Source organism: Achromobacter sp. 413638 (genome assembly GCF_043119405.1).
Lineage (GTDB): Bacteria > Pseudomonadota > Gammaproteobacteria > Burkholderiales > Burkholderiaceae_B > Achromobacter.
Window position 1 is genome coordinate 29,118 of the sequence record NZ_JBICCO010000009.1, and the last position, 17,944, is coordinate 47,061.

Consider the following 17,944-nt stretch of genomic DNA (forward strand, 5'->3'; position numbering starts at 1 on the left):
TGCGTTCCTCATGCACGGGCGGTCAGGCGGCGCGCGCCACGGCCTGGTGGCGCTTGAGCAGCTCGCCGGCCTCGGCGGCGTCGCTCCACCAGGGGAAGTAGCTGGGCGGATGATTGAAGCCGTTGGCGATGAGGCCGGCCAGCCCCGGCGACTGCTGCGCCGCGCCCAGCACCTGCAGGATGTGCGGCGGGGGCGGCAGCAGCAGCGAGTTGGTCCATTGCACCACCCACTTGGCGTAGTCCCAATAGCGCTCGAAGGTCTGTTCCATCCATGCGCGCGTGTAAGGCGCGTCGCCGTGCGCCAGGATCGCGTCCAGGTAGACCTTGGCCGCTTTGGTGGCGTTGTTCGAACCCTGGCCGGTGACCGGATCGTTGACCACCACCGCGTCGCCCAGGCCGAACACCAGCTTGCCGGATGGCAGCGTCATCACCGGCTTGCGGATGGTGGGCGCGAAGGCGCCGGCCAGGATGCCCTTGGCGTCGGTCAGTTCCACCTTGGCGGCGCGCGCGCCTTCCCAGGGCAGGTAGGTGTCCAGGAAACGCTTGCTCGCGGCCAGGTGCTCGGCTGGCGATTTGAGGTCGCGCCAGCAGTCCAGCGGGCCGCCGGGCACGCCCTCGAACACCATGATGTCGCAGGGGCCGCTGAGCGTCAGCGCGGGGAACACGAAGTACTCGCCGACGCCGGGCACCAGGTTGAAGGACACGCGCGAATGGTCTGGCGTGGGCGCCAGGCCGTGCACATAGGTCAGCGCCAGCGCGCGTTGCGGCTTGTCGAACTGCGAGCGCGCGGCGTCGCGCTCGAACAGCTTGACCACCTCGCCCTTGCCGGCGGCCAGGATGACCAGGTCGTGGCTTTGCGCCAGCGCTTCCAGCTCGGCCACGCCCACGTCCTGGATCAGCAGATTGCCGCCGCGGGCGGCGAAGCGCTCCAGCCACACTGGCATCTTCAGGCGCTGGTCCACGGCCTGGGCCGGGCGGTCCAGCGGCGCGGCCCAGTCGATGGCCTTGGCGCCGGCCTGCTCGGGATGCGGCACGGCGAAGCCGATGCCCTGGACAGGCGGACAGGCATCGCCCCATTCGTCGATGCCCAGGTCGCGCTCGATCCGCAGCGCCGGGTCGAAGATGCACTGGCTGGACATGACCTGGCCGGCGCGCACCTCGTCGGGCTTGCGGTTGGTGGCCACGGTGACGTCATAGCCTTTGTCCAGCAGGCCCAGGGCCAGCGGCATGCCCGCCTGGCCGCCGCCCACGATTGCGATTCGAGTCATCAAGTTCTCCTGAATGGAATGTCCGGATTGCGGCGAAGGATGGCGCGGGCCTTACTCGGCCAGGCGCGGAATGGCGGGCTTGGCCTGCTCGGGACCCATGGCCGAATAGCCGCCGTCGACCGCGTAGTCGGCGCCGGTGACGAAGGACGCGTGTCCCGACAGCAGGAAGGCCACCACGTCGGCGACTTCGCGCGGATCGCCGACGCGGCCGAGCAGGTGGTAGTCGGCGGCCACGCGGTCGGTCTTGGCGCGGTCGCCGCCGGTGATCTCGTCCATCACGCGCGACCAGGTCCAGCCTGGCGACACCGAATTGACGCGGATGCGGTCGCCGGCGAAGTCCATCGCCATGTTGCGTGTGAGCTGCACCAGCGCGGCCTTGGACACCGGATAGAGCCAGCGGCCCGTCTGCGCGGCCTTGGCCGAGATGCTGGTGAAGTTGACGATGGCGCCGCCGCCGGCCGCCACCAGGTGGGGGCGCGCGGCGCGCGCGGCCATGACCGCGCTGACCAGGTTGATGTCCAGCGCGCGCAGCCAGTCCGCGCGGCCCGATGCCGCGCCGTCGTCCAGGTAGGTGGCGGCCAGGTTGACCAGGAAGTCCAGCCGGCCGAAGTGCCTGGCGGCCTCGGCCACGCACTGTTCCAGTCGCGCGTCGTCGGTGATGTCGACCTGCCAGGCGCGGCAGCCTTGCGGGTCTGCGGCGGCGACCTTCTCGCCGCCCGCGCCGTCCACGTCCAGCACGGCGACGCGTACGCCGTAGCCGCGCAGCGCGCGCACCACGCCCGCGCCGATCAGGGTGGCGCCGCCGGTGACGATGGCGACCTTGCCTTCCAGATCCTTCATGCGATTTCCCCTTTTGAGTTGGCCTCGTTCGCGGCGGGCGCTTGCGCCTGGCGCCGCGGTTTCATTGAGACGCATGGTGTGGCCGGGGGGGCGCGCGGACATAGCCGGGACCTGCGCCTGCTATCCGCGCAATGCCGGTATTGCGTGTTTATTTACGCGGCGTCATGTCGGCTGTCCGGATAGCGCGCGCGTTGTCCGCTGCGTGCAGACGCGCGGCTGCCATATCAGGAGAAGGCCGCGCGCACCGCGTCGAAGGCGGCCGCCACCAGCGGTTCCCCGCTGCGCGAGGCCAGGCAGACGAAGGACAGCTCGGTGCGGATCTCCAGTCCCTGCACCAGCAGCAGGCCGTGCGTCTGCGATTCGCGCAGGGCCAGCGAGTCGCGCGCCAGCGACAGGCCCACGCCCGAGCGCACCAGATCCAGCATGGATGCCTCCTGGTCGACCTCGGCCACCGCGTTGGGCACGGCATCCAGCTCGGCGAACTTGCGCGCCAGCAGGCGATGGTGGACCGAGTCCGGCGGCGTCCAGATCCAGGGCAGGGCGGCGATCTCCTTCCAGCCCCGGCCGCTGACCATCTGACCCCAGCCCTTGGGCGCGACCACGTAGTAGGAGAAAGCGGCCAGCGGCTGCGCGTGCAGCGCCGGCTGGGCGCGCGGCGCGTCCAGCGGGCCGAGGAAGTATCCCGCGTCCAGCTCGCCCGCGCGCACCAGCCGCGCCGCCGAGCCGGACATGCCGTGGCGCAGCATGGGCCGCAGCTTGGGATAGCGCGCCATCAGGTGCCGCAAGGCGGCGCCCAGGCGCAGGAACTCCGGATCGAGGATGGTGCCCAGCCTCAATTCGCCCTGCAGCGTGTCGCGCAGCGTGGCGATGGCGCGCTGGAAATCGTCCAGCGCGTCCAGCACGCGCAGCGCCGGCGGCAGCAGCGCGCGGCCGTCGGCGTTGGGCGACAGACCCTGCGCGCTGCGCGAGAACAGCGTCAGGTCCAGCGATTCCTGGAAGTTCTTGAGCTGCAGGCTGAGCGCGGGCTGGGTCAGGTGCAGGTGCTCGGCGGCGCGCGTCAGGTTGCCTTCGCGCGCCACGGCGGCAAAGCTGCGGATGTGCTTCAGGTCCATGGCCGGATCCGGAAAGTGGGCTGAGCTTTATTAGAGATGCTTATGAAGCGCTTTTCAACAAATCATTGGACAGCCGTGGACGCCTGGGCGAAAGTGACGGCAAAACAGCGGACGCCCCCGGGACGGTAAGGCCCGGGCGGTTTTCCCGGCCTGCAAAACCGGGGCAACAACCATAAGAAGCGCATATGGAGACATACGACTACATCATCGTGGGCGCGGGGTCGGCCGGCTGCGTGCTGGCCAACCGGCTGAGCCGCGATCCGGCAACGCGGGTGCTGCTGCTGGAGGCCGGCGGGCGCGACAACTACCACTGGATCCACATTCCCGTCGGCTATCTGCATTGCATCGGCAATCCGCGCACCGACTGGATGTACCGCACGGCCAGCGAGCCCGGCCTGGGCGGACGCTCGCTGATCTATCCGCGCGGCCGCGTGCTGGGCGGCTGCTCGTCCATCAACGGCATGATCTACATGCGCGGTCAGCGCGAGGACTACGACCAGTGGGCCGCGCTGAGCGGTGACGAAGCCTGGAGCTGGGACCGGGTGCTGCCCGTGTTCAAGCGCAGCGAGGACCATCATCGCGGCGCGTCCGAGCATCATGGCGCGGGCGGCGAGTGGCGGGTGGAGTCGCAGCGGCTGCGCTGGGACATCCTGGAAGCCTTCGCCCAGGCGGCGGACCAGGCCGGCATCCCGCCGGTGGACGATTTCAATCGCGGCGACAACTTCGGCAGCGGCTACTTCGAAGTGAACCAGCGCGGCGGCTGGCGCTGGAACACCTCCAAGGCCTTCCTGAGGCCGGTGCGCCAGCGCGCCAATCTGCAGGTGCTGACCGGCGCCCATGCGCGCGAGCTGCTGTTCGAGGGCATGCGCTGTGTCGGCCTGCGCCTGCTGCGCGACGGCCGCGAGCAGACCGTGCGCGCGCGGCGCGAGGTGGTGCTGGCCGCCGGCGCGGTCAATACGCCCCAGCTGTTGGAACTGTCCGGCGTGGGCGAGCCGGCGCGCCTGCGCGAGGCCGGCATCGATATCCGCCACGCGCTGCCCGGCGTGGGCGAGAACCTGCAGGATCATCTGCAACTGCGCGTCATCATCAAGGTGCAGGGCGTCAAGACGCTGAACCGGCTGGCCGCCACCTGGTGGGGCAAGGCCGGCATCGGCCTGGAATACCTGCTCAAGCGCAGCGGTCCGATGAGCATGGCGCCGTCGCAGCTGGGCCTGTTCGCCCGCTCGGACGAAGGCCAGGCCCGCGCCAACGTGGAATTCCACGTGCAGCCGCTGTCGCTGGGCGCTTTCGGCGAACCGTTGCACAGCTTCGACGCCTTCACGGCCAGCGTGTGCAACCTGCGGCCCACGTCGCGCGGCAGCGTGCACACGCAGGGGGCCGATGCGCAGGCGGCGCCGCTGATCCGGCCCAACTACCTGAGCACGGATGAAGACCTGAAGGTGGCGGCCGATTCGATACGGCTGGCGCGGCGCATCGCGGCCTCGCCCGCGTTGAGCCGCTACCGGCCCGAGGAATGGCTGCCCGGTCCGGCCTACCGCAGCGAGGACGAGCTGCGCCAGGCGGCCGGCAAGATCGGCACCACCATCTTCCATCCGGTGGGCACCTGCGCGATGGGCCGGCGACCGGACCAGGGCGCGGTGGTGGACGCGCGCCTGCGCGTGCACGGGCTGGAAGGATTGCGCATCGCCGACGCCTCGATCATGCCCCTGATCACCTCGGGCAACACCAATTCGCCGACCATCATGATCGCGGAGCGGGCGGCCGACATGATCCGCGAGGATGCAGCGGGCTCGTAAGGTCCCCGGCATCCTGCGCGGCGGCCGCCGCAAGTGTTGACGGTAGCTATCCCAAACGTAGGCCGTAGCCATTCCAAGCGGGGCCCGCGGATCCGGCTCTGCCGGTCCGCAGCGGCGCCCCCTTGAGGGGGGCGCGTAGCGCTCGGGGGTGGGCCTTCCCCCCTCTAGCGCAGCGAACGATAGGTGTCGCCGCGTTGCGGATGGGTCAGGATCACCTGCCAGAGCTGGCCTTCGCGCGAGCGGAAGAAGCCGGCGCAGCACATCAGGTAGTACTGCCACATGCGGTAGAAGCGCTTGCCGTAGCGTGCCTCCAGCTGCGGCCAGGCGCGCTGGAACCGGTCCCACCAGGCCATCAGCGTGCGATCGTAGTCGGCGCCGAAGTTGTGCCAGTCCTCGATGATGAAGCGGCCTTCGACGGCGGTGGATATTTCCACCGCCGAGGGCAGCTTGCCGTTGGGGAACACGTAGCGGTCGATCCAGGGATCGGTGCTCTGGCTGGTGGCGGCGATGCCGATGGTGTGCAGCAGGAAGATGCCTTCGGGGGCCATCAGCCGCTGCACGTTGGTGAAGTAGGTGTCGTAGTTCTTCGGACCCACGTGCTCGAACATGCCTACCGAGACGACCTTGTCGAAGCTGCCCTGCAGGTCGCGGTAGTCCTGCAGCAGCAGTTCCACCGGCAGGCCCTGCACGCGCTGCTGCGCCAGCGCCAGCTGTTCCTTGGATACGGTCACGCCGGTGACTTTCACGCCGTAGTTCTCGGCGGCGAACTTGGCCAGCCCGCCCCAGCCGCAGCCGATGTCCAGCAGCGTCTCGCCGGGCTTGAGACGCAGCTTGCGGCAGATCATGTCGAGCTTGGCGTACTGGGCTTCTTCCAGCGTCGCGGCGTTTTCCCAATAGGCGCAGGAATAGATCATGCGGCTGTCGAGCATGGCTTCGAACACGTCGTTGCCGGCGTCGTAGTGCTGTTCGCCGACTTCGAAGGCGCGACTCTTGGACTGCAGGTTGAACAGCTTGTGGCGCAGATGCTCGGCGATCAGCTTGACGCGCGCGATACCCATGGCGGCCGATCCCAGGTCGGCGCGCAGGAGGCGGGTGAACAGCTCGTCAAGCGCGTCGCAGTCCCACTCGCCGTCCATGTAGGACTCGCCCAGGCCCAGCGACCAGCTGGTGAAGACGCGTTCGTACATGTGCTTGTCATGTACCTGGATGTCCCAGGGACGCGAGCCGTTGAGCTGCACGTCGGCGCGGGCCAGCAGGTCCTGCAGCACGCGGGGCGGTTCGGGAGGCGGGGAGGCATGCTGGGCGGCTCCCGGCGGGGAAGCATGACGATCGTGATCGACGGAGGAGGGACTGCTTTGCTCCATGTGGACTCCATATCAATTCGGGGATGACTGATCTGGCAAGGCGTGAAGCTGGCTACTTTGGCCCCAAAGCGCGCGCGCATCCAATGCAATGATTGAATGGCGGCGATAGGCTGAACCAATCTTAACCACTATATCCTGCAACACAAGCCTCACAGGAATCTGAAAGTCCCTGACGCCGCGTCGGGAAAAAGGGGCGGGCGGGCCGCGCGCGCCTGCGGCGCATCCGATAAGATACCGGCCATCTTCGCGATTTGGAGCGTCTCGATGCGGCAAGCCAGCCTGGAACCCTGCCTGGAATATGTCACCTGCGCCAGTCCGGCCGGCCTGCACCGCATGGCCTACTGGGAATGGGGCGATCCGGCCAACGACCAGGTATTGGTCTGCGTGCACGGCCTGACGCGCACCGGCCGCGATTTCGACGCGCTGGCGCGACGGCTGGCCGGGCGTTATCGCGTGGTCTGCCCCGACGTGGTCGGACGCGGCCGTTCCGACTGGCTGGCCAATCCCGCGTTCTACACCGTGCCGCAGTACGCGGCGGACATGGTCACGCTGATCGCGCGCCTGAAGCCGGCGCGGCTGGCGTGGGTCGGCACGTCGATGGGCGGCTTGATCGGCATGGCGCTGTCGGGCTCGGCGGCGTTTTCGCGGGCCGCGGCGGCCATGCGACCGCATCCGGGCATGCCGCCGGCGCAGGAAGGGCTGCATTTCGATCGCATGGTGCTGAACGACGTCGGCCCCCGGCTGGAGCTGGGCGCGCTGGCCCGCATCGGCCAGTACGTGGGCATGCCGCGCGAGTTCGATTCCTTCGAGCAGGCGGTCGCGGCGATGCGCGCCGATTCGCTGCCGTTCGGGCCGCACAGCGACGAGCAATGGGCGCAGCTGGCCCGCTACGTCTATCCCGAGCAGGACGGGCGCTGGGTCAAGCATTACGACCTGGCGCTGGCGCAGCCGCTGGCCGCGCAGACCCCGCAGGAACTGGCGGCGGGGGAGCAGCTGTTGTGGCAATGCTATGTGGGCACGGATTGCCCGGTGCTGATCGTGCGCGGCGAACAGTCCGATTTGCTGACAACCGTCACCGTGGACGAAATGCTTCAGCGCAATCCGCGGGCGCGCGCGGTCGTGATACCGGGCGTGGGCCATGCGCCCACGCTGATGTCGGACGCGCAGATAGAGCCTGTGGCCGCCTTCCTGCTGGACTGACGCTGCTGGCGGGGAAACGGGGACGCCGGCCGGCCCCGTGGGGCGGGCAGTGGCGCGGTCGCGGCGCTGTGCAGCAATTTCCCGCTTCTCTACAATAGGCCCATGACCTCGCCCATTCTGAACATCGACCTGCATTGCCATTCCACCGTTTCGGACGGCGCGCTCGCGCCGCGCGAGGTGGCGGCGCGGGCGCATGCCAACGGCGTGGATGTCTGGGCCCTGACCGATCACGACGAGATCGGCGGACTGGCCGAGGCCGCCGGGGCCGCCCGGGAACTGGGCATGCGCTTCGCCACCGGGGTCGAGATCTCTGTCACCTGGGCCGGCCTGACGGTGCATGTCGTGGGCCTGCGGTTCGACCCGTCCAACGTGGCGCTGGCCGAGGGCCTGCGCAAGACCCGCGCCGGCCGCGCCGAGCGCGCCAAGCGCATCGGCGAGCGGCTGGCTGGCATGGGCATGCCCGGCGCCTACGAGGGCGCGCTGCCCTTCGCCGGCAATCCCGAGCTGATCAGCCGCACCCACTTCGCCCGCTACCTGGTCGAGGCCGGCTATTGCCCGGATGTGCAGACCGTCTTCAACAAGTATCTGGGCGACGATTGCGCCGGCCACGTGCCGATGCAATGGGCCACGCTGGCCGAGGCCGTGGGCTGGATACGCGGCGCCGGCGGGCGCGCCGTCATCGCGCACCCGGGCCGCTACAAGTACACGCCGCTGCAATTCGCCGCGCTGTTCGATGAGTTCATCGAGCTGGGCGGCGAGGGCATCGAAGTGAACACCGGCAGCCATACGGCCGACGAGGCCCGCAAGTACGCCGACGTGGCGCGTCGCTACGGCTTCCTGGCCTCGCGCGGCTCGGACTTCCACAGCCCCACGGAAAGCCGGATGGATCTCGGGCGCCTGCCCGCGCTGCCGCCGGACCTGAAGCCAGTCTGGCACGACTGGTTCTAGCGGACGCCCCGCGTCCGCTCCGCCACGCCATTGATCCTGATCGCGCCCACGCGGCGCCGCCGCCATGAACAAAGCCTTTGTCAAAGAATCCGACAACGATGACGACGATGACCTGCCACAGGCCCAGGCCCTGCCGGCGGGCACCAAGAATTACATGACGCCCGAAGGCTACGAGCGGCTGCGCGGCGAACTCGCGCACCTGATGAACGTGGAGCGGCCCTCGGTGGTGCAGGTGGTGTCCTGGGCGGCGTCCAATGGCGACCGTTCCGAGAACGGCGATTATCTCTACGGCAAGAAACGTCTGCGCGAGATCGACCGCCGCATGCGCTTCCTGACCAAGCGCCTGGACATCGCCGAAGTGGTCGATCCCGCCATCCAGCCCAACCGCGACCAGGTCTTTTTCGGCGCCACCGTGCTGTACTCGGACAAGGCCGGCGAGGACCACACCGTCACCATCGTCGGCGTGGACGAGGCCGAGCCGCTGGCCGGCAAGATCAGCTGGATCTCGCCCGTGGCGCGCGCGCTGATCAAGGCCAGGGAAGGCGACACCGTGGTGCTGCGCACGCCGGGCGGCATCGAGGAACTGGATATCCTGGAAGTACGGTATCCGGGTTGATGCGGATCCTCGCCAGCAAGAGAGGCTGCAAGTCTGGCATCGCCGACCACTGCAAGAACGCTGTGACCGGGGCCGCGCGGAGCCGGCTTTGCCGGTCCGCAGCGGCGCCCCCATGAGTGGGAGGCGCGTGAGCGCCTCGGGGGTGGCCGTCTACCTGAAATCGGCGAAGGCCTGCACGATTTCCGCCTGCGTGTTCATCACGAACGGGCCGTAACCCACCACAGGCTCGTCGATCGGCTCGCCCGACAGCACCAGGAAGACGGCGTCGTTGTTGGCTTCGACCGTAATGTCCTCGCCGTCCCGCGAGAACAGCGCCAGCTGCGCATCGCGCGCCACCGACTCGCCGTTCACCAACAGCGTGCCGCGCAGCGCCACCAGCATGCTGTTGCGGCCCGATGCGATCGGAAAGCGCGCCGACTTGCCGGCCGCCAACCGCACGTCCCAGACATCCATCGGCGTATGGGTGCGCGCCGGCCCCGCGTGGCCCGCATAGCTGCCGGCGATCACGCGCAGCGTGCCGGCGCCGTCGGGCAGATCCACGGACGGGATGTCGGCGGCCTGGATGCCCTGGTAGCCGGCCGGCCCCATCTTGTCCTTGGCGGGCAGGTTGACCCACAGCTGCACCATTTCCAGCTCGCCGCCCTGGCGGGTGAACGCGTCGGAATGGAATTCCTCGTGCACGATGCCCGAGGCCGCCGTCATCCACTGCACGTCGCCGGGACCGATGACGCCGCCATTGCCGGCGGAGTCGCGGTGCGCGACCTCGCCGCTGTAGACGATGGTCACGGTCTCGAAGCCGCGATGCGGGTGCTGGCCCACGCCGCGCGGACGCCCGGCCGGCTCGAAATGCGCCGGGCCGGCGTAGTCCAGCAGCAGGAAGGGGCTGGTGTCCTTGTCCCTGTCGTTGTACGAGAACAGCGAGCGCACCGGAAAGCCGTCGCCCACCCAGTGGGGACGGGGGCTGGCGTGCAGGCCGAGGATCTTCTTCATGGCGTCAGTTCCTGTTGCGCGGCCCCTGCGGGGCCGTTCGTCATGAGTAAGAAGATAAGGGCGGCCCGGCCATAGCGGTAGTGCCGCCGCTGGCAAGCACCGTTCCATCCATCGGACGATCACGGGCCGGCATCGCGCATCGGGCTTGCGCCGTCCGGCAATCGACGTCCGCGAACGGCGCGCTATCCTTGCGGCATGAAAAAGACAGACAGCGCTCCTGCCGCCGGGCGGCCCGCCAGCCAGGCCGCGCGCCACGCGCGGGACGGGGCGGCGCCGGCGGACGCGCCGGTCCTGCAGGGCTTCGCCCCGGTGACGACGCCGCAGGCCCGGGTGCTGGTGCTGGGCTCCATGCCCGGCGCCATCTCGCTGCGCCAGGGCCGCTACTATGCGCATCCGCGCAACGCCTTCTGGCCGATCGCGGCCGAGATCCTGGGTTTCGATCCGGCGCTGGACTATGCCTTGCGGCTGGAGCGCTTGACGCAGGCCGGCGTGGCCTTGTGGGACGTGCTGCAAGGGTGCGAGCGCGAAGGCAGCCTGGACGCCGACATCCGCAATGCGGTGCCCAACGACTTCGCCGGCTTCCTGCGCGCGCATCCGCGGCTGCGCCGCGTTTGCCTGAACGGCGGCAAGGCCGCCAGCCTGTTCCGGCGCCAGGTGCTGCCGTCGCTGCCGGCTGCGCTGGCCGACCCGCTCGTCTGCCTGGACCTGCCGTCGACCAGCCCGGCGCATGCCGCCATCAGCTATGAACAGAAGCTGGCCGCCTGGCGGTCTGGCTTGAGCCTGCCCGCCGGGCAGGGCTGAGCGCCCACGCCCGTTGCCTTTCCGGCCGGCGGATGCCGCCGCCCGCCGCCGTCTGTCGCCTGTGGCCGTCAGACGTCATCCGTCGCCCGCCGCCGGGCATTCGCGCGCGTCCATGTGCGTCCAGGCGCGGCCGGACCGCGATTTTCCCACTATTCCGTCCCCTAATTGATCCAGGTCAACGCTCTATATAACTCCGGGTGATAAGTTAATTCCAACAACTAGCTGAAAGCACGGAGAAGCATATGCGTACCCCCCCAAGCCCCCCGGAAACCCCTCTCCCGGGCAAGCGAGGCTTCCTGAAGGGATTGCTCGGGCTGGGGGCCGCGGCCACCGTCATACCGATACACGCCGAGGCCATGCCCGGCATCAACGGCCAGCCGCCACGGCGGCCGGGCATGGCTGGCAAGCGCTACGGCATGCTGGTGGACATGCGCAAGTGCATCGGCTGCCAGTCCTGTACGGTCAGCTGTTCGCTGGAGAACCAGCCGCCAGTGGGGCAGTTCCGCACCACCGTGCTGCAGTACGAGGTCGTGCCCGACCAGGGCCAGGCCGCCATGGTCATGCTGCCGCGCCTGTGCAACCACTGCGACAACCCGCCCTGCGTGCCGGTCTGTCCGGTGCAGGCCACCTTCCAGCGCGAGGACGGCATCGTGCTGGTCGACAACGAACGCTGCGTGGGTTGCGCCTACTGCGTGCAGGCCTGTCCGTATGACGCGCGCTTCATCAACCACGAGACCCAGACCGCCGACAAGTGCACGTTCTGCGAGCACCGGCTCGAGGTCGGCCTGCTGCCGGCCTGCGTGGAAAGTTGCGTGGGCGGCGCGCGCATCATCGGCGACCTGAACGATCCGGACAGCGCGATCTCGCGCCTGATGGCCGAGAACAAGGCCGACATCAAGGTGCTCAAGCCCGAGATGAAGACCGATCCGCACGTCTATTACATCGGATTGCCCGACGCGTTCGTGCATCAGGTGGACGGCCAGGGCGGCGTGCGGCTGGCCGGCGGACATTGAGACGGGAAGGGGATTTTCATGCAGATTTCTGAATTGCTCACGCCGGTCTACGACGCCGCCTGGCTGCCCTGGGCCGTGCAGTATTTCTTCCTGGTCGGCATCAGCGCCACGACGGCGCTGACGGCGGCCTTCGCGGCCTTTGGCCGGCCCGGCTCGCCGGCGCGGCGGCTGTTGCCGTCGGCGGTGGCGGTGCTGCTGGTCAGCGCCATCGCCGCGCCCATCTCGCTGCTGGCCGACCTGCACCAGCCGGGCCGCTTCTGGCATTTCTACGCGCATGCCACGCCCTGGTCGTGGATGTGGCTGGGCGCCTTGCTGCTGCCCTGCTTCGTGGGGCTGGCCGTGCTGTTCGGCGCGGCCTGGTGGTGGGGCCGCACGGGCCTGATGCGCCTGCTGGGCGTGGCGCTGGCCCTGTCGGCCGTGTCCATCCTGGTCTACACCGGCGCCGAGGTCATGGTGCTGCGCTCGCGGCCGCTGTGGCACACGGTGTTCCTGCCGGTGAACTTCGCGCTGACCGCCTGGCTGGGCGCGCTGGGCGCCATGTTCCTGGTGGCGCGCTGGCTGCCCGGCGGGCTCAAGGCGCTGCCGGTGGACATGCTGCGCCAGCTCAGCCTGAGCGCGGTGGTGCTGATGGCGCTGGGCGCGGGGGCCTGGGCCGTGCTGGGCCTGCTGGGCGTGGACCCGTCGTTCGAGGCCGCGCTGCGCCTGTTCCGCGAATTCCCGATCTGGCGCATCAGCCTGGCCGGCGCGGTCGCCACGGGCTTCTGCATCGTCGGCCTGCTGCAGAAGCCGGCCCGCGCGCTGGCCACGCCGCTGGCCTCGGGCGCGCTGGCGCTGACCATGCTGGCGGCGGCCTGGATCTTCCGCTGGGTGGTGTTCATGAGCGTGCAGGGCGTGCCGAAGTATGGCGCCGGCCTGTACCTGTACGACATGCCCTGGGGCAGCGACGGGCTGCTGGGCATGGCGGGCGTGCTGGGTCTGTGCGTGGCGCTGGTCGCGGCGGTGACTTACGCGCTGGACCTGTTCCCGGCCCGTGACCGCGGCGTGTCGGCCTGAGCCGGCGGCAGAAAGGATTGAGGAAAGAGTAGCTATGGACAAGCAACACGAAGACGACAAGACCGGCACGCCCGGCATGGCGCGGGACGCGCGGCAATCGGCGCAGGAATCAAGACAGGACGCGGCGCCGGAACAGCCGCGCGACGAAGCCCGGCGCAAGCTGATGCTGCGCGGCGGCGTGGTGGCGGGCGGCATGGCCGCGTTCGCCGCCGGCTACGGCGAGACCGTGGTCAAGGCCGTCAAGGGCCTGGCGCAAGGCACGGCCGGCGCGCCCACGGCGCATGCGGTGCGAGGCAATTCGTTGACGCCCGAGTTCCGCATCGATCCGGTCTCCGGCGTGCTGAGCGCCCAGCCGGGACAGACGGTCAGCCCGTCGAGCTGCCTGGGCTGCTGGACGCAGTGCGGCGTACGCCTGCGCGTGGACGTCAAGGAAAACCGCATCCTGCGCGTGGCCGGCAATCCGTATCATCCGCTGGCCACTACGCGCCCGGCCGCCATGGAGACGCCGGTGCGTGAAGTCTACGCGCAGCTGGGCGGCGACAACGGCCTGGAAGGCCGCGCCACGTCCTGTGCGCGCGGCTCGGCCATGCTGGAGCAGCTGCACAGCCCGTATCGCGTGCTGCAGCCGCTCAAGCGCGTCGGTCCGCGCGGCGCCGGCAAGTGGCAGACCATTTCCTTCGAACAGCTGGTGCAGGAAGTGTGCGAGGGCGGCGACCTGTTCGGCGAGGGCCATGTGGACGGCCTGCGCGCGATCTACGACCGCGAGACGCCGCTGGATCCGGCCAACCCGGAGTACGGCGCCAAGGTCAACCAGTTCCTGTTCACCGACGCGTCGAACGAGGGCCGCACGCCGCTGATCCAGCGCTTCGCGGGCCAGTCCTTCGGCACGGTCAATTTCGGCAACCACGGTTCATACTGCGGACAGAGCTTCCGCGTGGGCGCGGGCGCCGCGCTGGGCGACCTGAAAGGCATGCCGCACGGCAAGCCGGATTGGGACAACGCGCGCTTCGGCCTGTTCATCGGCGCGGCGCCGGCCCAGGCCGGCAACCCGTTCCAGCGCCAGGCGCGGCAGCTGGCCGAGGCGCGCACGCGGCCGCAGGAAGAGGGCTTCCAGTATGTGGTGGTGTCGCCCGTGCTGCCGGCCTCGTCCAGCCTGTCGGCCGGTTCGGGCAATGAATGGGTGCCGGTCAACCCGGCCAGCGACCTGGCGCTGGCGATGGGCCTGATCCGTTGGATCCTGGATAACGAGCGCCACGACGCGCGCGCGCTGGCCCAGCCCGGCCCGCAGGCCATGAAGGCGGCCGGCGAGGCGGCCTGGACCAACGCCACCCATCTGGTGGTGGCCGAACCCGGTCATCCGCGCATGGGCAGCTTCCTGCGCGGCGCCGACCTGGGCTGGGCCAAGCCGGCCGACGCCGACGAGAAATGGGAAGACGTGTACGTGGTGCGCCTGGCCGACGGCACGCTGGCGCCGCACACCGTCGCGGCCGAGGCGCAGCTGTACGTCGAGGACGCCGTGGCGACGCCCGGCCTGGACGGCGCGCCCGGCGCGCTGGCCGTGCGCAGCGCCCTGTGGCTGCTGCGCGAGGAAGCGCGCCGCAAGACGCTGGATGAGTACGCCGCGCTCTGCGGCGTGCCGGCGGACAAGATCGCCGAACTGGCCCGGCGCTTCACCAGCTACGGCAAGCGCGCCGTGGCCGATGCCCACGGCGGCACGATGAGCGGCGCGGGCTTCTACACCGCCTATGCCATCGCCATGCTGAACACGCTGGTCGGCAACCTGAACGTGGAGGGCGGGCTGGTGCTGGACGCCGGTCCGTTTCCGCCCTATGGCGCGGGCCCACGCTACAACATCGCCGGCTTCGCCAACCGCGCCACGCCCAAGGGCGTGGGCCTGTCGCGCAATCGCTTCCCCTACGAGAAGTCGAGCGAATTCAAGCGCAAGAAGGCGGCGGGCCAGCCGGCCTATCCGGCCGCCGCGCCCTGGTATCCGGCCACCGGCGGACTCAGCTCGGAAATGCTGGCCTCGGCGCTGGCGGGCTACCCGTACCGCGCCAAGGTCTGGTTCAACCACATGAGCAATCCGGTCTACGGCATCGCGGGCTTTCGCCAGGCCCTGGCCGACAAGCTCAAGGATCCGCGCGCGCTGCCGCTGGCCGTCTCGATCAATCCGTTCATCAACGAGACCAGCGCGCTGGCCGACTACATCGTGCCGGACACTGTGACCTATGAAAGCTGGGGCATGTCCGCGCCCTGGGCGGACGTGATCGCCAAGGCCTCCACCGTGCGCTGGCCCGCCGTGCAGCCGCGCGTGGCACGCACCGCCACGGACGAGCCGGTGTGCCTGGAAACCTTCCTGATCGCCTGCGCCAAGCGCCTGGGCATGCCGGGCTTCGGCGCCGGCGCCATCACGGACAAGGACGGCGCCAAGTACGCGCTGGACACACCCGAGGACTTCTTCCTGCGCGGCATGGCCAACATCGCCTACGCCGCCGGCAAGCCCGTGCCAGAGGCCAGCGACGACGACATGGCGCTGACTGGCGTGGACCGCTACGCCGCGCTGCTGCAGGCCAAGCTCAAGCCGGGCGAGTGGCGCCAGGTGGCGATGCTGATGAGCCGGGGCGGGCGCTTCGACCGCATGCAGGACGCCTGGACCGAGGCCGGGCAGACGCGCCAGGCCTGGGCCAAGCCGCTGCAGGTCTGGAGCGAGGAGCTGGCGGGCTTTCGGCATGCCATGACCGGCGAGCGCTACAGCGGCTGCCCGACCTGGTATCCGGCGCGCCTGGCCGACGGCCGCGACGTGCGCGCCGAATATCCGCGCCAGGACTGGCCCTTCCTGCTCAGCTCCTTCAAGTCCAACCTGATGAGCTCGATCTCGATCGGCGTGGACCGGCTGCGCCAGGTGCATCCGCACAACCCCGTGTCGATCAACCGCCAGGATGGCGAGCGGCTGGGGCTGCGCAACGGTGACAAGGTCCGCATCGTCACGCCGGGCGGGTCGGTGATCGGGCTGGCGCTGCTGCGCGACGGCATCCAGCCGGGCGCGGTGGGCATCGAGCATGGCTACGGGCATACCGAGCTGGGCGCGCGCGAGCACGTGGTCGACGGCAAGGCCATGCCGCACAATCCGGCGCTGGCCGCAGGCGTGAACCTGAACGACCTGGGCTTCGGCGATCCCACGCGCGGGGCGCATGCCAATGTGTGGATCGACTGGGTATCGGGCGCGGCGGTGCGGCAGGGCTTGCCGGCCAGGATCGAGCGCGTCTAGACGGATCCGTCGGTTCGTCCGTGAGTACAGGCGCCGCCCGCGTGGGCGGCGCCTGTTTTCGTTCGCGCCTGGTTTCCTGGCGGCGCTGGCCCGCGCCAATCCGCGCTAACAGCAGCTGATCACGACGCTTCTCAGCCAGCAAAGCGCTGGATCGGAATCGCGCCTGCCGTGCCATGCCTGCTGGAATGAGAATGGCGGCAGGTCGAAGGGCGGCTTGAACTGTCTCAAGGCCTTGCCTGAGGCGACGTTCGCCAGGGCCCTGCTGGCAACCGTCAGGATCAGGTCGGTGCCGGCCAGCACTTCCGTCGACGCGCTCCAGTGCGGCAGCGTCAGGGCGACATGCCGGCGCAGGCCCTGCGCCTTCAGCGCGGCGTCGATCTCGTTTTCGGCGTCGGGCCGCATCGCGACCAATACGTGGGGGCGCTCCAGCCATTGCGGCAACGGCAGGCCGCCCCTGGGGGGCAGCGATCGCCGGTCGGCAACGCTGACGAAGTGTTCCTCGAACAGCGTCTCGCGCTTGATGTCGCCGGGCGCGTCCGGAAAGACGCCCAGCGCCAGGTCGATTTCCCCGTCGGCCAGTTGCGCCAGCATGGCCTCGCGGCTGGCCTGGCTGATGGCCAGGTCTATCCCCGGCGCCTGGGCGCGCAGTTGCCGCAGCAGCGGCGGCAGCAGCAGGTGGGCCGCATAGTCGGACAGCGCCACGCGAAAGCGGCGCACGGCTCGCGAGGCGTCGAATTCGCCCTTGTGCAACAGCGCGTTGAGTTGCCCGAGCGCCGCTTCCAGCGGTTGCTGCAGCCCCCGCGCGCGCGGCGTCAGGGCCATGCCGCCGCCCTGGCGGGTCAGCAGCGGATCCTGGAAGATGTCGCGCAGCTGCGCCAGCGCGTGGCTCACCGCCGGCTGGCTTTTGTACAGGCGCAAGGCGGCGCGGGTGACATGCTTTTCCGCCAGGAGCGCCTGGAGCGTCAACAGCAGGTTGAGGTCGATGCGGCGAAGATCATGCATACGACGAATAGTATATGTGCGGAATTAGAATTTCCATTCCGCATGCGAATGAATCACGATGAAGTCCTTGCTGATTTCATTGGAGCGCCTGCCATGAACGGGTCTTTGTCTCTTTCCAGTCTTTTATCCATGGCCGTTGCCTTGCTGGCCGGCGCCGCCGTGCCCTTCCAGGGCGGCAGCAATGCCGCCCTGGGACGCATGCTGGGTCATCCGCTATGGGCCACACTCACGTCGCTGCTCGTCAGCATCGTGGTGGTCCTGCCGCTGCTGTTCGTCATGCGCGTGCCGGCGCCCACGGTCGGCGCGGCGGTCCAGGGGCCGGCCTGGCTCTGGCTGGGCGGCGTCGCCGGCGTGGCCTATCTGACGGCGGCGCTGGTGTTGACGCCCAAGCTGGGCGCGGCCAGCTTCATCGTCAGCGTGATGCGGGGCAGATGCTGGCGTCGCTGGTGATCGACCATTTTGGTCTGATGGGATTGGCGCCCAAGCCCATCGCGCTGGGGCGTCTGGTGGGCGTGGGGTTGATCCTGGTCGGGGCGGGCATCGTGCAGGCGCACAGCGTTGCCGCCCCGCCGCCGATTGCGGGTTCAGTTCCGGTGGAACAGCGCTGAGAACCGTATCAGGCAGGTCGCGCTTGTTTCCCGGCCTGTCGCATGCCTGGACCGATTTCCCGATGC

General features: G+C 69.4%; 14 protein-coding genes and 1 pseudogene. 9 read left to right on the plus strand and 6 right to left on the minus strand.

Features of this window, described 5'->3' with window-relative positions:
• Positions 1-22: 22 nt before the first annotated feature.
• The 3 genes from ACEU5R_RS05845 to ACEU5R_RS05855 form a co-directional block, all read right to left on the minus strand.
• Complete coding sequence (locus ACEU5R_RS05845; protein WP_392409422.1) at positions 23-1,267, minus strand: styrene monooxygenase/indole monooxygenase family protein; 1,245 nt, start codon at positions 1,265-1,267, stop codon at positions 23-25.
• A gap of 51 nt (positions 1,268-1,318) precedes the next feature.
• Positions 1,319-2,107, minus strand: a complete 789-nt coding sequence (locus tag ACEU5R_RS05850) for an SDR family oxidoreductase (RefSeq protein WP_392409424.1) — start codon at positions 2,105-2,107, stop codon at positions 1,319-1,321.
• Between the two features lie 224 nt (positions 2,108-2,331).
• Positions 2,332-3,219 carry a LysR family transcriptional regulator gene (locus tag ACEU5R_RS05855; protein WP_103275016.1) on the minus strand — a complete coding sequence of 296 codons (888 nt, stop codon included), beginning with the start codon at positions 3,217-3,219 and terminating at the stop codon, positions 2,332-2,334.
• Between the two features lie 185 nt (positions 3,220-3,404).
• Here ACEU5R_RS05855 and ACEU5R_RS05860 point away from each other — a divergent pair, with 185 nt between their 5' ends.
• The gene (locus ACEU5R_RS05860) at positions 3,405-5,015 is read left to right on the plus strand and encodes a GMC family oxidoreductase (protein WP_103275015.1); all 1,611 of its coding nucleotides are present in this window, start codon (positions 3,405-3,407) and stop codon (positions 5,013-5,015) included.
• Between the two features lie 164 nt (positions 5,016-5,179).
• On the opposite strand, the gene cfa is transcribed toward ACEU5R_RS05860, so the two are convergent.
• The gene (gene cfa / locus ACEU5R_RS05865; RefSeq protein WP_103275014.1) at positions 5,180-6,379 is read right to left on the minus strand and encodes a cyclopropane fatty acyl phospholipid synthase; all 1,200 of its coding nucleotides are present in this window, start codon (positions 6,377-6,379) and stop codon (positions 5,180-5,182) included.
• Between the two features lie 264 nt (positions 6,380-6,643).
• On the opposite strand from cfa, the gene ACEU5R_RS05870 reads away from it, so the two are divergent.
• The 3 genes from ACEU5R_RS05870 (at position 6,644) to greB (ending at position 9,143) form a co-directional block, all read left to right on the plus strand.
• Complete coding sequence (locus ACEU5R_RS05870; RefSeq protein WP_392409426.1) at positions 6,644-7,579, plus strand: alpha/beta fold hydrolase; 936 nt, start codon at positions 6,644-6,646, stop codon at positions 7,577-7,579.
• A gap of 102 nt (positions 7,580-7,681) precedes the next feature.
• Positions 7,682-8,527 carry a 3',5'-nucleoside bisphosphate phosphatase gene (locus ACEU5R_RS05875; RefSeq protein ID WP_103275012.1) on the plus strand — a complete coding sequence of 282 codons (846 nt, stop codon included), beginning with the start codon at positions 7,682-7,684 and terminating at the stop codon, positions 8,525-8,527.
• Between the two features lie 64 nt (positions 8,528-8,591).
• Positions 8,592-9,143, plus strand: a complete 552-nt coding sequence (gene greB / locus ACEU5R_RS05880) for a transcription elongation factor GreB (protein WP_392409428.1) — start codon at positions 8,592-8,594, stop codon at positions 9,141-9,143.
• A 150-nt stretch (positions 9,144-9,293) separates the two neighbouring features.
• On the opposite strand, the gene ACEU5R_RS05885 is transcribed toward greB, so the two are convergent.
• Positions 9,294-10,133, minus strand: coding sequence for a pirin family protein (locus tag ACEU5R_RS05885; RefSeq protein ID WP_103275010.1), 840 nt, complete (start codon positions 10,131-10,133; stop codon positions 9,294-9,296).
• Between the two features lie 195 nt (positions 10,134-10,328).
• Between ACEU5R_RS05885 and ACEU5R_RS05890 the strand changes: the two genes are divergently transcribed.
• The 4 genes from ACEU5R_RS05890 (at position 10,329) to ACEU5R_RS05905 (ending at position 16,268) form a co-directional block, all read left to right on the plus strand.
• Complete coding sequence (locus tag ACEU5R_RS05890) at positions 10,329-10,934, plus strand: DNA-deoxyinosine glycosylase (protein ID WP_103275009.1); 606 nt, start codon at positions 10,329-10,331, stop codon at positions 10,932-10,934.
• A 242-nt stretch (positions 10,935-11,176) separates the two neighbouring features.
• Positions 11,177-11,947, plus strand: coding sequence for a sulfate reduction electron transfer complex DsrMKJOP subunit DsrO (dsrO, locus tag ACEU5R_RS05895; protein ID WP_392409431.1), 771 nt, complete (start codon positions 11,177-11,179; stop codon positions 11,945-11,947).
• An 18-nt stretch (positions 11,948-11,965) separates the two neighbouring features.
• Positions 11,966-13,000, plus strand: coding sequence for an NrfD/PsrC family molybdoenzyme membrane anchor subunit (gene nrfD / locus ACEU5R_RS05900; RefSeq protein ID WP_392409433.1), 1,035 nt, complete (start codon positions 11,966-11,968; stop codon positions 12,998-13,000).
• Between the two features lie 76 nt (positions 13,001-13,076).
• Complete coding sequence (locus tag ACEU5R_RS05905) at positions 13,077-16,268, plus strand: tetrathionate reductase subunit A (protein ID WP_392409509.1); 3,192 nt, start codon at positions 13,077-13,079, stop codon at positions 16,266-16,268.
• 105 nt (positions 16,269-16,373) lie between these two features.
• Here the strand turns inward: ACEU5R_RS05905 and ACEU5R_RS05910 are convergent, their stop codons facing one another.
• Positions 16,374-17,270, minus strand: coding sequence for a LysR family transcriptional regulator (locus ACEU5R_RS05910; RefSeq protein WP_392409435.1), 897 nt, complete (start codon positions 17,268-17,270; stop codon positions 16,374-16,376).
• Positions 17,271-17,399: 129 nt separating this feature from the next.
• Between ACEU5R_RS05910 and ACEU5R_RS05915 the strand changes: the two are divergent.
• A pseudogene (locus ACEU5R_RS05915) lies at positions 17,400-17,878 on the plus strand (DMT family transporter).
• Positions 17,879-17,944: the final 66 nt, after the last annotated feature.